The organism is Streptomyces sp. NPDC007929 (assembly GCF_042959065.1).
Classification (GTDB): Bacteria; Actinomycetota; Actinomycetes; order Streptomycetales; family Streptomycetaceae; genus Streptomyces.
Window position 1 is genome coordinate 200,075 of record NZ_JBIBKD010000006.1, and the last position, 14,110, is coordinate 214,184.

The window sequence follows — 14,110 nt, forward strand, 5'->3', positions numbered from 1 at the left end:
CGTCGTGCGACGGCGTCACGCAACGCACCCGCCCCGGAGGGGACTTCGTGGGGATTGAGAGCGACCAGGTCGTTTACGAGTATCTGAGCCGCGTCGGCGACGTGGCCCAGCAGCGGCAGTTGTCGTCGGCCACCCGTATGCGGCTGGTGGCGGACCTGCGCAACGAGATCGACAAGCGCCGCGCGAAGGCCACCGTCGACTCGCCCGCCGCCGTCCGCCGCATCCTGACCCGGCTGGGCAGCCCCGACGACGTCGTGACCGCGGCGGCGGACGGTACGGGCGCCGGGCCGCACGGCGCCGCCCCCGCCTCCGTCCCCGTGCAGCGCGAGGCCGAGCCGGAGGAGCGGGCGAAGGGCGTCATCCGGCGTGTCGTGCCGCGTCCCCGCCCGGCCCGGTCCACCGAGGAGCCGCACCCCGCGCCCTCCGACGGCCCGGCCCCGCCGCACCTGGCCGCCGGGCACGAGCTCGGCGACAGCGTGCACCAGCCGGACTGGTGGCGGGTGGACAGCGGCCCCTTCGGCGTGGGCGACGAGGTACCGGGGTTCGTGGGCGGCGTGGAGGTGCCCGACCTGCTGAAGCCGCCCGCGCCGCGCAGGGCGGAGAAGGAGAAGCCGAACGCCGAGGAGACCGCCCCCGTCGTCGAGGCGGCGGCCGAGGTGACCGGGAAGGACGCCCGCCGCCGGCTGCCGCGCCTGCCCAGCACGAACTGGAGCAACCCGCTCCTTCTGATCGCCGCGGGCCTCCTCGTCGCCGGTGCCGTGCTCGGCAACTGGTTCGTGCTCCTGCTGGGCTGGCTCATCGCCTACGCCTCCCGCCGCCTCACCCAGGCCGAGACGAAGTGGGCGGTCGTCATCCTGCCCGGCCTCTCCGTGGCCGGGGGCCTGGTCTGGCTGTGGGGCCGGATGAACGACCGCTGGGGTGACCCGATCGCCGAGGGCCATATGATCGCCGCGGTGTCGGAGACCTGGCCGTGGGTGGTCAGGGCCGCGGCCGTGACATCGGCCCTGTTCCTGGTGTGGCGCTCACAGCGCTCGTGATCGGTACGGCCAGGGCCTGATCCGAACGGCAGGGCCCCGGCGCCGCCCCAGCCCGAACGCCTGGTGTTCACCCCTGCTGGGCACAATGGCCCATATGGCCTCCATGACCCCGCCCGCGCTCACCGTCGGCTTCGACCTCGACATGACCCTCATCGACTCCCGGCCCGGCATCCGCGCCTGCTACCAGGCACTGTCCGAGCGGACGGGCACGTACATCGACGCCGACCTGACGGTCACCCGGCTCGGCCCGCCGCTCGCCGACGAGCTGATCAACTGGTTCCCGGCCGGGGAGGTCGCGGCCATGGCGGACCTGTACCGGGAGATGTACCCGGACATCGCCATCACCGCGACCCCGGCGATGACCGGCGCCCGGGAGGCCATCGCGGCCGTACGGGAGGCCGGCGGACGCGCGATAGTCGTCACCGCCAAGTACGAGCCCAACGCCAAGCTGCACCTGGCCCACCTGGGCATCGAGCCCGACGCCGTCATCGGTGACCTGTGGGCCGAGCGGAAGGCGGAGGCCCTGCGCGAGCACGACGCGGGTGTCTACGTCGGCGACCACGTCGGAGACGTGCGCGGAGCCCGGACCGCCGGGGCGCTCTCGGTCGCCGTGGCCACCGGCCCCTGCCCCGAGGACGAACTGCGCGCGGCGGGCGCCGACGTCGTCCTCACCGATCTGACCGAATTCCCGCGGTGGTTTTCGGACTACCGCCCCGCACGCGCCTGACGGCGGCCCGCCGCCACGGAACGCAGCACTCCCGCACCGGCCATCAGGAATCCGACAGCCATGAGCATGCTCAATCCGAACATGTACGTCGGAAAGGGAGTCGTCCCGAGGAACAGCGGGGCGACCGTGACCAGTGTGGCCAGGGCACCGATGAAGAAGACGACGGCTCCGGCACGGACCAGGCGGTCACCGGGAGCGGCGGAATTCGTTTGGGTTTTGTCACGCACCCGACCAGGGTAGTTCCCAGCGCGAAGGAACAACCGGGTGACGTCTTGTCACCGGCTGCAAGAGCATTAGCCTGGGTACCGGCGGGTCGTACGACCCGCCCGAGTGCTATCAAGAGCCGTTTCCAGAAGCAGTTTTCCGACGAGTACGAGGACGAGGACAGACGTGCCCACCGGCAAGGTCAAGTGGTTCAACAGTGAGAAGGGCTTCGGCTTTCTCTCCCGCGACGACGGCGGTGACGTCTTCGTCCATTCCTCGGTCCTCCCCGCCGGAGTCGAGACGCTCAAGCCGGGTCAGCGCGTGGAGTTCGGCGTCGTCGCCGGGCAGCGCGGCGACCAGGCCCTGTCCCTGACGATCCTGGACCCGACCCCGTCGGTCGCCGCCGCGACCCGGAAGAAGCCGGACGAGCTGGCCTCCATCGTCCAGGACCTGACGACCCTCCTGGAGAACATCACGCCGATGCTGGAGCGGGGGCGCTACCCCGAGAAGACCGCAGGCAAGAAGATCGCCGGCCTGCTGCGGGCGGTCGCCGACCAGCTGGACGTCTGAGACCTCAGGGAAAGCGCAGCGCGTCCGGGCCGAGGGGCGGCACCAGCCCCTCGGCCGCCGCACGGGTCAGCAGCCCGCGCACGGCCGCGTAGCCGTCCTCGCCGAGGTCCGCGGTGAACTCGTTCACGTACAGCCCGATGTGCTGGTCGGCCACGGCCGGGTCCATCTCCTGGGCGTGCTCCATGACGTACGGCCGGGATGCCTCGGGATCGTCCCAGGCGGCGCGCACGGACGTGCGGATCGAGTCGGCCAGCAGCCGCAGCTTCTGTTCGCCCAGCGACCGCTTGGCGATGATCGCGCCCAGCGGGATCGGCAGCCCCGTGGTGTTCTCCCAGTGCTCGCCCATGTCGGCGAGCTTGTGCAGCCCGTAGTTCCGGTAGGTGAAGCGCGCCTCGTGGATCACGAGCCCCGCGTCGACCTTCCCGTCCCGCACGGCCGGCATGATCTCGTGGAACGGCATGACGACGATCTCGCCGACCCCGCCCTCCAGCGTGTCCGCGGCCCACAGCCGGAACAGCAGATAGGCGGTCGACTTCTCACTGGGCACCGCCACGGTCCGCCCGTCGAGGTCGGCACCGGCCTCCCGCGTCAGCACCAGCGGCCCGCAGCCCCGCCCCAGCGCGCCCCCGCAGGGCAGCAGGGCGTAGTCGTCGAGGACGTAGGGCAGCACCGCGTACGACACCTTCAGCACGTCGAACTCGCCGCGCTCGGCCATGCCGTTGGTGATGTCGATGTCGGCGAAGGTCACGTCCAGGGCGGGGGCGCCGGGGACCCGGTCGTGGGCGAGGGCGTCGAAGACGAACGTGTCGTTCGGGCAGGGCGAGTAGGCGATCTGCAGCTCAACTGTCATGCCGGTTCCAACTCTCCAGTACGGGCGCGAGCTTCCCGAACCCCTCGGTCAAGGCTGCCAGAGCGTCCCCGATCCGCCATGCGGCGCGGTCACGCGGCCCGACGGGATTGGAGATCGCCCGGATCTCCAGCGCGGGCACCCCCTGCGCGGCGGCGGCCTCGGCTACGCCGAAACCCTCCATGGCCTCGGCGAGGGCGGTGGGGTGCCGCTCCCGCAGCGCGGCGGCCCGTACGGCCGTGCCGGTCACGGTCGACACGGTGAGCACGGCCCCGGTCCGCGCCCCGGTGCTCCCGGCGGCCCGCCGCACGAGATCCGCGGGGGGCTCGTGCCGGACCGTCCCGAAGCCGAGCTCGGTCACCGGAACGAACCCGTCCGCGGTCTCGGCCCCCAGATCGGCCGCGACGATCTCATCGGCGACCACGAGCGACCCCACGGGAGCCTCAGGCTGAAACCCACCCCCGATCCCGGCCGAGACGACCAGCCGGTACGGCACGCCCGCCAGGGCGGCGGTGGTGAGGGCGGATGCGGTGGAGGCCGCGGCGAGCGCGGGCCCGACCCCGACGGCGATCACCTCGATGCCGGCGTGGTCGGGAAAGGCCTGAGCCACAGCGTCCCTCTCGACAGGAACAGCCGTGGCCACGAGAACCCCGCCAAGCCCAGCGGCAGCGATCAGGCGTCCTTCTTGAGCTTGAAGTTCCAGAGCCCGGACGTGTCCTTGTCGCCCTCCTTGATGGAGACCAGCGTCGAGTTGCCCTGCGCGCCGTACTGGGCGTTGAAGAACACGCTGCCCGGAATCGTGCGGTAGGTCTTCTTGCTGGAGTCGGTCAGCGGCTGACCGTTCATCAGGATCGTCCAGCCGTTGTCGGCGATCTCGGGGTCGACACCGAAGCGCACCGTCTCGTCGGGGTCGACCGTGATGGTCTTGACGCCCTTGTCCTTCAGACAGCCGGAGAGGTCGGACGGCTTCAGGGCGTCGCCCTCGCCGCCGCAGGTGGCCTCGGAGTTCACCGAGTCGCTGCCCACGGTGACCGTGGCCATCGGGGTCGGCTTGTCACAGGCCGACAGGACGAGCAGTCCGGCGGATACGACGCCGGCGACGGCGACGGCGCGGCGGCGTCGCACAACGGATTGCAACGTGTTCATGGGCGAAGGCTATAGGGCGCGCGGGTCACACCGCCCACGCGGGGTACGGCTCCCCCGTAGATCCATCAGAAGGGCCCTACGGGCGAGCCGTACGGGATCAGCAGGCCCCTACGGGATCAGCAGGCCCCTACGCGACACGCGCTCGCCCCGAGCCGCCGCGCCGGGCCGAGCCGAGCAGCCCCCGTACGGTCGTCACCCACCCGACGCCGACGATCGCGGCGCCCACCGCGAGCCCGGCCGTGCCGTTGAGCGGCATCGCGATGCCGATCGCCCCGCCCAGCACCCAGGACATCTGCAGCAGCGTCTCGGAACGGGCGAAGGCGGACGTACGGACACTCTCGGGCACGTCCCGCTGGATCAGCGCGTCCAGTGACAGCTTGGCCAGGGCCTGCGCGAACCCGGCGATCGCCGCCAGGCCGGCCACCAGGACCGCGCCGAAGAACACCGACGCCGTGATCGCCGCGCCCGCCACGCACGCCACGACCGTCACGATGATGATCTCCGGCGCCCGGGACCGCAGCCACGCCCCGACGGCCGTGCCGAGCGCGTTGCCCACCCCCGCCGACACGCCCACTATCCCCAGGGACACGGCGGCGCTCTGCCCGGAGACCGGGTGCTCGCGCAGCAGGAACGCCAGGAAGAAGATCAGGAACCCGGTCAGACAGCGGATGGCGGCGTTGGCGGCCAGGGCGTGGGTGACGGCCGGGCCGACCGTGCGCAGCCCGGGGCGCTTGACGGGCTGCCGGTGCGGGCCGTGCAGGTGCTGCTCGTCCGCCGCCAGCAGGGCGCGGTCCTCGCCCTTGGCGGAGTCGACCTTCGGCGGCAGCCTGAACGACAGGAACGTTCCCGCCACGAAGATCACGAAGGCGCCGATGAGGGGCCAGCGCGGTCCGATCTGCTGGAGCCCGGCGCCGACCGGCGCGGCGATGCCGGTGGCGAGCAGCCCACCGAGGGTGACACGCGAGTTGGCCTTCACCAGGGAGAAGCGCGGGGGCAGCAGCCGGGGCACCACGGCGCTTCTGACCACGCCGTACGCCTTCGACGAGACCAGGACGCCCAGCGCGGCCGGATACAGCTCCAGGCCACCGCTGACGACCGCGCCGGACAGGACGATCGCGAGCAGCGCCCGGGCGAGCATCGCGCAGGCCATCGCGGCGCGGCGGCCGTGCGGGACGCGGTCGAGGAGGGGGCCGACCACCGGCGCGAGGAGGGTGAAGGGAGCCATGGTGATGGCGAGGTACAGCGCGACCCGGCCCCGGGCCTCGTCGGTCGGCACGGAGAAGAACACCGTCGACGCGAGGGCGACGGTGATCATCATGTCTCCGGCGCCGTTCACGCCGTGCAGTTCGATCAGCTTGCCGAGGCCGGACTCGCCGGCGCCGTGCGCGTGGGTGGCCTTGCGGATGCCGCGGGCCGTGCCGGTGACGGGGAAGTGCAGGGCACGGCCGACCGCGCGGAAGGAGCCGCCCACACGGCCCGGTCCGTTCGGTCGGTTGCTTCCCTTGACCCCTTTCGACCCACCGGTCCCGGTGGCGCCCGGGGGTGTCTTCGCGGCTGCCACGACGTCATAGTGCCCCGATAAGGCTCTGGGTAGTGCCATTACCGCTTGTATAGGGCCTGTGGGGTGACTGTCCGGGGGCGGTCCGGGGGGCGGTCCGGGGTCGGGCGGGCGGTGGAACAGGACCGTCGGTGTACGCGAAGTGGGGCGGAAGGGTAGCGTGCGTATCTCAGCCATCCCGCAAAATGGATGAAGGATGTCGACGCGGTCCCCCGGTCCGCTCCGTCCGCCCCCGCGCTGGGAGTGGCGCACTCGTGAGACGGCGTATGGAGAGAAGCGATACCTGTGAGCGCAGCGACAACGCGAAGCCGCACCCCTGACCGTCTGTGCGCGGAGGCCGTCGACCTCGCACGCGCCGCAGCCGAGGAGGCCGCCGCGCCCGGCATCGTCGGCGAGCACGTCGGGCTGGTCTCCGAGGGGGACCGCGTCGTCACGCACTTCTTCCAGTGCCTGGAGCTCGGGTACCGGGGCTGGCGCTGGGCCGTGACGGTGGCCCGGGCGTCCCGGGCGAAGATCGTCACCGTGGACGAGGCGGCGCTGCTGCCCGGCCCGGACGCGGTGCTGGCGCCCGAGTGGGTGCCGTGGAGCGAGCGGCTGCGGCCCGGCGACATGGGGCCGGGCGATCTGCTGCCCACCGACGCCGAGGATCTGCGGCTGGAGCCGGGCTACTCGGGCGAGGACGAGCCCGCGCCGAACGTTCCCGTGTCGCACGAGATGGCCGACCTGGTGGAGGCGGAGGACGCGGACCTCACCACCGGCCCCTCGTCCGGCTTCACGGTCGCCCCCCTGCGCGGTTCGATCCCGGCAGTCGCCGAGGAACTGGGCATGCGCCGCGCCCGCGTCCTGTCCCGCTACGGCCTGCACACCGCGGCCGACCGCTGGGAGGAGGCGTTCGGCCCCAAGACGCCCATGGCCCAGTCGGCCCCCGCCGCCTGCGTCAGCTGCGGCTTCCTGGTGCCCATCGGCGGCTCCCTCGGCCAGGCCTTCGGAGCCTGCGCCAACGAGTTCTCCCCGGCCGACGGCCGCCTGGTCTCCCTCGCCTACGGCTGCGGTGGCCACTCCGAGGCCGCGGTCATGCCCCGCCCGCCCCAGCCGGCCGCCCCGGTCATCGACGAGACCCGCGTCGACCCCTTCCCGCTGCGCCCGGCCCCCGACTCGGGCTCGGTCCCGCCGCCGTCCGACGCGGACACGGAGGAACTGGGCCACTCGTAGCAACCGGCGTCCGCCCGGCCCCGGGGACGTGCCGGGCGGGGGGCGGGTCGTAGGCGGTACCTTCTCCTCACGTCCACGAGGAGAAGGAACGGAACGTGAGCAGCAAGTTCGTGCGGCGCGCCGCCGAGGGGGCCGATCCGTTCGGTACGGCCCGACTGCGGCGCGGTGTCCTCGACGCCTGGGCCACCAGCCCCGCCCGGTTCCGTGAGGACGCCAACGCCGAGGAGGACCTGGTACTCGGCGGCTACCGGGACCGGCTCGTCGTGGAGCTCGCGCAGAACGCCGCCGACGCGGCGGCCCGGGCCGGGGTGCCCGGTCGGTTGCGGCTCACCCTGCGCGACGGCGTGCTCGTCGCCGCCAACACCGGCGCCCCGCTGGACGCCGCCGGAGTGGAGTCGCTGTCCACGCTGCGCGCCTCCGCCAAGCGGGACCCGCGCGACACGTCCTCCGTGGGACGGTTCGGCGTCGGCTTCGCCGCCGTCCTCTCCGTCACCGACGAGCCCGCCGTCGTCGGCCGGCACGGCGGCGTGCGGTGGTCGCTCGCCGAGGCCAGGGCACTGGCCGCCGAGACCGCCCGGCACAGCCCCGGCCTCGGCGACGAGGTCCGCCGCCGGGACGGCCACGTACCGCTGCTGCGCCTGCCGTACGCCGCCGAGGGCACCGCACCCGCCCCGTACGACACCGCCGTCATCCTGCCGCTGCGGGACGCGGCCGCCGCCGACCTCGCCGAGCGGCTGCTGAGGGCCGTCGACGACGCCCTGCTGCTCACCCTCCCCGGGCTCGACGAGCTGGTCGTCGAGATCGACGGGGAGAGCCCGCGGACCCTCACCCGCCGTACCGACGGTGCCTTCACCGTCGTCGACGACTCCGTCCACGGCGTCACCCACTGGCGTACCGCCGCGGCTCACGGGCCCCTCACCCCCGACCTCCTCACCGACCGGCCCGTCGAGGAGCGGCTGCGGCCCCACTGGTCCGTCACCTGGGCCGTCCCCGTGGGCAGCGACGGCAGCCCCGCCCGGCCCCGCACCAGCGCGGTCGTGCACGCCCCCACCCCGAGCGACGAACCGCTCGGCGTCCCGGCGCTGCTCATCGCCTCGTTCCCGCTGGACTCCACCCGCCGGCACGCCGCCCCCGGCCCGCTGACCGACTTCCTCGTCCAGCGCGCGGCCGACGCCTACGCCGAACTCCTCGGCGACTGGCGGCCGGTGACCTCCGACATCATCGGCCTGGTACCCGGCCCGCTCGGCAAGGGCGAGCTGGACGGCGCCCTGCGCCAGGCGATCCTGGACCGGCTGCCTCGTACGTCGTTCCTGCCGCCCGCCCTCCCGCCCCGTGAGGGTGACGACCTGCCCGACGCCCTGCGGCCCCGGGACGCCGAGATCGTCGAGGGCGCGGGCGCGGACACCGTGCGGGTGCTCGCCGAGGTGCTGCCCACGCTGCTGCCCGCCGGGCTGGAGCGCCGCGCCGAGCTGCGGACCCTGGGCGTCGCCCGCGTCCCGCTGACCGACGCGATCGACCGCCTCGCCGGGCTGGAGAAGGAACCCGGCTGGTGGCGGCGGCTCTACGACAGCCTGGCCGGGATCGACCCGGACCGTCTGTCGGGGCTCCCGGTCCCGCTCGCCGACGGCCGCACCACCATCGGACCCCGGCAGATCCTGCTGCCCGGCGCTGAGACTGCCCGGATCGACCCCGAGGTGCTGGCCCGGCTCGGACTGAAGGTCGCCCACCCGGACGCCGCCCACCCGATCCTGGAGAAGCTCGGCGCGCTGCCCGCGACCCCCCGGGCCGTCCTCACCACCCCGCAGGTCCGGGCCGCCGTCGCCGCGTCCCTGGACGACGAGGGCGGTGTGAACTGGGAGGAGGACGTCCTCGACGCCGACGAACTGGCCGACACCGTGCTCGCGCTGGTGCGGGACGCCGGTCTGGAACCCGGTGACGAGCCCTGGCTCGGCGCGCTCGCGCTGCCCGACGAGGACGGCGAACCGGCCCCGGCCTGCGAACTGGTCTACCCCGGCAGCCCCTTCGCCCAGGTGATGCGCGAGGGCGAACTCGCCGCTGTGGACGCCGAGCTGGCCGGCAAGTGGGGTGAGCAGCCGCTGGCCGCCTGCGGTGTGCTGGTGGACTTCGCGCTGGTCCGTGCCACCGACGTCGTCCTCGACCCGGACGAACTGGAGCCCCGCGAGGGCGACTTCGCCGAGCCGGACGACGCGGGCCTGCTGGACGCCGTCGACGTGTGGTGCGAGGACGTCCTGGACCGCTTCCCGGACAGCCCGGTGCCGCCGGTGGCCACCGAGATCGTCGCCGTACGGGACCTGGACCTCGTCGACGAGGACAAGTGGGCGCAGGCGCTGGCGCTGCTGTCCCGGCCGCCGCTGCGGGACGCCATCGTGGAGCCCGTGCGGATCCTGCTGCCGGACGGGACGCACGAGACCGTCCGGCCGTACACCGCCTGGTGGCTGCGCGGGAACCCGGTGCTCGACGGCCGCCGCCCGGCCGGCCTGCGGGCCGCAGGCGGCGACCCGCTGCTGCGCGGGCTCTACGACGAGGCCGACGCGACCGGGTTCGAGGACGAGCAGGTGCTGCGGGCGCTGGGCGTGCGGACGTCCGTCGCCGCGCTGCTGGACGAGCCCGGCGGCGCCGCCGAACTCCTGGAGCGGCTCGCCGACCCCGAGCGTGCGGTGACCGGCGCCCAACTGCACGCGCTGTACGGGTCGTTGGCCGAGCTGGACCCCGAGCAGGTGACCCTGCCGGACGACCTGCGGGCCGTCACCGACGGCCGGGTGGAGGTCGTGGACGCGGCTGACGCCGTGGTGTGCGACTCGCCCGACCTGCTGCCCTTCACCGAGGGCGTCCCGCTGCTTCCGGTACGGCCGTCCCGCGCCGCCGACCTGGCCGAACTGTTCCAGGTGCGGCGGCTGAGCGAGTCCGTCACCGGCAAGGTCACCTCCGAGGGCACCGAGCACGACGTGCCCGAGCCGGTGCGGGTGCTGCTCGGCCGGAACACCCCGTCGTTCTACGTCGAGCACGAGGAACTCGTCGTCGACGGCGTGGAGATCGACTGGCGGCTCACCGACGACGGTGTCCTGCACGCCGCCACCCTGGAGGGCGTCGCCGCGGGGCTCGCCTGGGCGGCGGGGCAGTGGCCGCGGCGGTTCGAGGTGGCGGCGCTGCTCGAAGACCCGTCCAGGACCGAGGAGTTGGCGCGGGACCGGTGGTTCGACTGAGGTGGTGAGGTACGGCCGGGCCGGCTACGGCGGTCGGTGAAAACTCCCGCACAAATTTTTCACCTGTCGTACAACCATGCGTATCACTGGGCTATCTGATCACGTGAGTCAACAGACTCCACGATCACTTGGGCCCCGAGAGCCGACGACGAGCACCGGGGCCCCTCTCCACCTGGAGAACGCATGCGTATCCGAGCCACCGTGGCCGCCGTCACCGGCGCCCTGGCCCTCTCCGCCCTCGCCGCGCCCGCCGCGCAGGCGGACAACCACACGCCGAACCTCGCGTCGCTGGTTCCGTCCACCTCGAAGGCCACGCCGTTCACCGCCGCCGCTCCGGCGGACGACTCCCTGGGCGACACCAAGATCACGGCCGTGACCGTCAACTCCGGCAAGAACATCGTGGTCGGCACCACCGTCAAGAAGTCCTTCACCGTCTCGGTGACGGCCACCGACCCGGAAGGCGTCCAGGACGCCTTCGCGATGCTGTGGCACGGCCCGGACACCGACCACGCCGACGGCGCGATCGTGCCGACCAGCCTGGACAACGACCAGGTCGGCAAGTGCACCGACACCAGCGCGACCACCGCCACCTGCAAGGTCACGCTGATCGCCGACCCGAACGAGAACATCTACCGCAACATCCTGGCCGGTACCTGGAAGGTGTGGGCCGCCGCCGCGGGCAACGACGGCGACTACGTGATCCGCGAGGCCTACAAGACGGCCAAGGTCCAGCGGGCCTCCAAGCTGACGGTCAACGCCTCGCCGGAGCCGGTGAAGAAGGGCAAGACCATCACCGTCACGGGCAAGCTGTCCCGTGCCAACTGGGACGACCACAAGTACCACGGCTACACCGGCCAGTCGGTGAAGCTCCAGTTCCGCAAGAAGAACAGCAACACCTACACCACCGTCAAGACCATCAAGTCCAACTCCACGGGCGGGCTGAAGACCACCGTCAAGGCCTCGGCGGACGGCTACTTCCGCTACTCCTTCGCCGGCACGACGACGACCCCGGCCATCAACGCCACGGGTGACTTCGTCGACGTGAAGTAGAGCGCCCCCTAGGGGCACCGCGCTCAAGCGGGGAAGCGGCGGTCCACCCACCTCCACGAGAGTTCCAGGGTGGCCGCCGCCACCGCCGCGATGCCGACGGCGGTCCACGGCATCGTCACCCCCACTAGCTTCAGCGCGAAGAAGTGCTGCAACCAGGGCACGACCAGCACCAGCAGGAACGCCCCGGCCATGGACGCGACCAGCGCCACCCGCCACCAGGTGTAGGGCCGGGCGATGATCGCCAGCACCCACATCGAGATCAGGAACAGCGTGAGCGTCGCCGCGCTGGTCTCCGCGTCCAGCGCCCCCGGCCCCGTGTAGTGCTCCCGGGCGAGCAGATACGTCGCGAAGGTCGCCAGCGCCGCCACGGCCCCGCCCGGGATCGCGTACCGCATGACCCGCCGTACGAAGTTCGGCCTCGCGCGCTCCTTGTTGGGCGCGAGCGCGAGGAAGAACGCCGGGACGCCGATGGTCAGCGTCGACAGCAGGGTCAGATGGCGCGGCAGGAACGGGTACTCGACCTGTGAGCACACCACCAGGACGGCCAGCAGCACCGAGTACACCGTCTTGACGAGGAACAGCGTCGCCACCCGCGTAATGTTGCCGATGACCCGGCGGCCCTCCGCCACCACCGACGGCAGCGTCGCGAAGCTGTTGTTCAGCAGCACGATCTGCGCTACCGCCCGGGTCGCCTCCGAGCCGGAGCCCATCGCGACCCCGATGTCGGCGTCCTTCAGGGCGAGCACGTCGTTCACCCCGTCGCCCGTCATCGCGACGGTGTGCCCGCGGGCCTGCAACGCCCCCACCATGGTCCGCTTCTGCTGCGGGGTGACCCGCCCGAAGACCGTGCCGTCGTCGAGCGCGTCGGCCATGTCCTCCTGCTCGGCGGGCAGCCGCCGCGCGTCCACGGTCGTGCCGGACAGCCCGAGCTTGGCGGCGACCGCCCCGACCGACACCGCGTTGTCGCCGGAGATGACCTTGGCGCGGACGTTCTGGTCGGCGAAGTAGCGCAGGGTGTCCGCGGCGTCCGGCCGCAGCCGCTGCTCCAGCACGACCAGGGCGGTGGGCCGCGCCCCCTTCGTCACCTCCGGATCGTCCAGGTCCCGTGCGACCCGTACCAGCAGCAGCACCCTGACGCCCTGCTCGTTCAGCCGCCCGGTCTCGGCCAGCGCCGGGTCGTCGTCCGCGAGCAGCACGTCCGGCGCGCCCAGCAGCCACCGGCTCGTCTGCCCGTCGCCCTCACTGAACACGGCGCCGCTGTACTTGCGGGCGGAGGAAAACGGCAGCGCCTCGGTGCAGCGCCAGCCCTCCACCGCCGGGTAGGCGTCGATGATCGCCTTCAGGGACGCGTTCGGCCGCGGGTCGGCCTCGCCGAGCGCGCCGAGCACCTGCCGTACGTAGGTCTCGTCGGCGCCCTGGAGCGGGCGCAGCTCGGTGACGTCCATGCCGCCCTCGGTGAGGGTGCCGGTCTTGTCGAGGCAGACCGTGTCGACCCGGGCCAACCCCTCGATCGCGGGCAGCTCCTGCACCAGGCACTGCTTGCGGCCGAGCCGGATCACGCCGATGGCGAAGGCGACCGAGGTGAGCAGGACCAGCCCCTCGGGGACCATCGGGACGATGCCGCCGACCGTGCGGGCGACGGAGTCGTCGAAGGCGTTCTCCTTCACCACCAGCTGGCTGATGATCAGACCGATCGCGGTCGGCACCATCATCCACGTGACGTACTTGAGGATGGTGGAGATGCCCGACCGCAGCTCGGACTGGACGAGGGTGAAGCGGGAGGCCTCCTCGGCGAGCTGGGCGGCGTAGGCCTCACGGCCGACCTTCGTCGCCTGGAAGGCCCCGCCGCCCGCCACCACGAAGCTGCCCGACATCACGTGGTCGCCGGGCTGTTTGACGACCGGGTCGGCCTCACCGGTGAGCAGCGACTCGTCGATCTCCAGACCGTCCGCCTCGACGCAGACCCCGTCGACGACGACCTTGTCCCCGGGCCCGATCTCGATCAGGTCGTCCAGCACGATCTCGGACGTGCTGACCTGCGCCGCGGTCCCGTCGCGCCGCACCGTCGGCCTGACCTCGCCGATCAGCGCGAGCGAGTCCAGCGTCTTCTTCGCCCGCCACTCCTGGACGATGCCGATGCCGGTGTTGGCGAGGATCACGAACCCGAACAGGCTGTCCTGGATCGGCGCGACCACCAGCATGATCAGCCACAGCACGCCGATGATCGCGTTGAAGCGGGTGAAGACGTTGGCGCGGACGATGTCGACGGTGGACCGGCTGCTGCGCACCGGTACGTCGTTGACCTGGCCGCGCTCCACCCGTTCGGCGACCTGAGCACCGGTCAGGCCGGTCTCTCGGGAGGTGACCGTCGCCGGCCGTGCGGAGTCGGGCCGGGCACCCGCGTCGAGATGCGTCATGCATTCGACGGTACGTGCGGTTTTGCCGCTTCACCCGCTGAATGCGGCGAAGATCCGACCTGGGAAGGACGGACTTCGTGCCGTGGTCGTACGGCAGTTGTACGTCGTCGGGCCACGG

Annotated in this window: 12 protein-coding genes; 6 read left to right on the top strand and 6 right to left on the bottom strand. The window is 72.5% G+C overall.

The window, feature by feature from the left end; translation table 11 throughout:
- Positions 1-47 precede the first annotated feature (47 nt).
- Entirely contained in the window at positions 48-1,037 is a 990-nt protein-coding gene (locus ACFZDE_RS21685; protein ID WP_391201822.1) for a hypothetical protein, read from the top strand.
- 94 nt (positions 1,038-1,131) lie between these two features.
- A complete protein-coding gene (locus tag ACFZDE_RS21690) occupies positions 1,132-1,764 on the top strand; it encodes a haloacid dehalogenase-like hydrolase (protein WP_391201825.1) in 633 nt (210 codons plus the stop codon).
- Here ACFZDE_RS21690 and ACFZDE_RS21695 read toward each other — a convergent pair.
- Entirely contained in the window at positions 1,743-1,991 is a 249-nt protein-coding gene (locus ACFZDE_RS21695) for a hypothetical protein (protein ID WP_031110609.1), read from the bottom strand. The two genes, ACFZDE_RS21690 and ACFZDE_RS21695, sit on opposite strands and share 22 nt — an antisense overlap.
- Positions 1,992-2,154: 163 nt before the next feature.
- Between ACFZDE_RS21695 and ACFZDE_RS21700 the strand changes: the two genes are divergently transcribed.
- Complete coding sequence (locus ACFZDE_RS21700; RefSeq protein WP_010035896.1) at positions 2,155-2,538, top strand: cold-shock protein; 384 nt, start codon at positions 2,155-2,157, stop codon at positions 2,536-2,538.
- Positions 2,539-2,542: 4 nt separating this feature from the next.
- Here the strand turns inward: ACFZDE_RS21700 and ACFZDE_RS21705 are convergent, their stop codons facing one another.
- The 4 genes from ACFZDE_RS21705 to ACFZDE_RS21720 all read right to left on the bottom strand — a co-directional run bounded on the left by ACFZDE_RS21705 (position 2,543) and on the right by ACFZDE_RS21720 (position 6,092).
- Complete coding sequence (locus tag ACFZDE_RS21705; RefSeq protein WP_391000753.1) at positions 2,543-3,388, bottom strand: MqnA/MqnD/SBP family protein; 846 nt, start codon at positions 3,386-3,388, stop codon at positions 2,543-2,545.
- On the bottom strand, positions 3,378-4,088 hold the full coding sequence (locus tag ACFZDE_RS21710) for a futalosine hydrolase (protein ID WP_391202577.1): 711 nt from the start codon (positions 4,086-4,088) through the stop codon (positions 3,378-3,380). The genes ACFZDE_RS21705 and ACFZDE_RS21710 overlap by 11 nt, the downstream gene beginning before the upstream one ends.
- Positions 4,058-4,531 carry a DUF2771 domain-containing protein gene (locus tag ACFZDE_RS21715; RefSeq protein ID WP_391000756.1) on the bottom strand — a complete coding sequence of 158 codons (474 nt, stop codon included), beginning with the start codon at positions 4,529-4,531 and terminating at the stop codon, positions 4,058-4,060. The genes ACFZDE_RS21710 and ACFZDE_RS21715 overlap by 31 nt, the downstream gene beginning before the upstream one ends.
- A 127-nt stretch (positions 4,532-4,658) precedes the next feature.
- Complete coding sequence (locus ACFZDE_RS21720; protein ID WP_391000759.1) at positions 4,659-6,092, bottom strand: MFS transporter; 1,434 nt, start codon at positions 6,090-6,092, stop codon at positions 4,659-4,661.
- A gap of 282 nt (positions 6,093-6,374) precedes the next feature.
- On the opposite strand from ACFZDE_RS21720, the gene ACFZDE_RS21725 reads away from it, so the two are divergent.
- The 3 genes from ACFZDE_RS21725 to ACFZDE_RS21735 all read left to right on the top strand — a co-directional run bounded on the left by ACFZDE_RS21725 (position 6,375) and on the right by ACFZDE_RS21735 (position 11,575).
- Positions 6,375-7,301, top strand: coding sequence for a DUF3027 domain-containing protein (locus tag ACFZDE_RS21725; protein WP_391201829.1), 927 nt, complete (start codon positions 6,375-6,377; stop codon positions 7,299-7,301).
- 95 nt (positions 7,302-7,396) lie between these two features.
- Complete coding sequence (locus ACFZDE_RS21730; protein WP_391201832.1) at positions 7,397-10,525, top strand: sacsin N-terminal ATP-binding-like domain-containing protein; 3,129 nt, start codon at positions 7,397-7,399, stop codon at positions 10,523-10,525.
- Between the two features lie 183 nt (positions 10,526-10,708).
- Entirely contained in the window at positions 10,709-11,575 is an 867-nt protein-coding gene (locus tag ACFZDE_RS21735) for a calcium-binding protein (RefSeq protein ID WP_391000767.1), read from the top strand.
- Positions 11,576-11,598: 23 nt separating this feature from the next.
- Here the strand turns inward: ACFZDE_RS21735 and ACFZDE_RS21740 are convergent, their stop codons facing one another.
- Complete coding sequence (locus ACFZDE_RS21740; protein WP_391201835.1) at positions 11,599-13,992, bottom strand: HAD-IC family P-type ATPase; 2,394 nt, start codon at positions 13,990-13,992, stop codon at positions 11,599-11,601.
- Positions 13,993-14,110 lie beyond the last annotated feature (118 nt).

What these genes read in the sequence shown, in the direction of transcription:
- ACFZDE_RS21735 (WP_391000767.1), top strand. Translation starts at nt 10,709, where the DNA reads ATGCGTATCCGAGCCACCGTGGCCGCCGTCACCGGCGCCCTGGCCCTC.
- ACFZDE_RS21740 (WP_391201835.1), bottom strand. Translation starts at nt 13,992, where the DNA reads ATGACGCATCTCGACGCGGGTGCCCGGCCCGACTCCGCACGGCCGGCG.
- ACFZDE_RS21715 (WP_391000756.1), bottom strand. Translation starts at nt 4,531, where the DNA reads ATGAACACGTTGCAATCCGTTGTGCGACGCCGCCGCGCCGTCGCCGTC.
- ACFZDE_RS21690 (WP_391201825.1), top strand. Translation starts at nt 1,132, where the DNA reads ATGGCCTCCATGACCCCGCCCGCGCTCACCGTCGGCTTCGACCTCGAC.
- ACFZDE_RS21705 (WP_391000753.1), bottom strand. Translation starts at nt 3,388, where the DNA reads ATGACAGTTGAGCTGCAGATCGCCTACTCGCCCTGCCCGAACGACACG.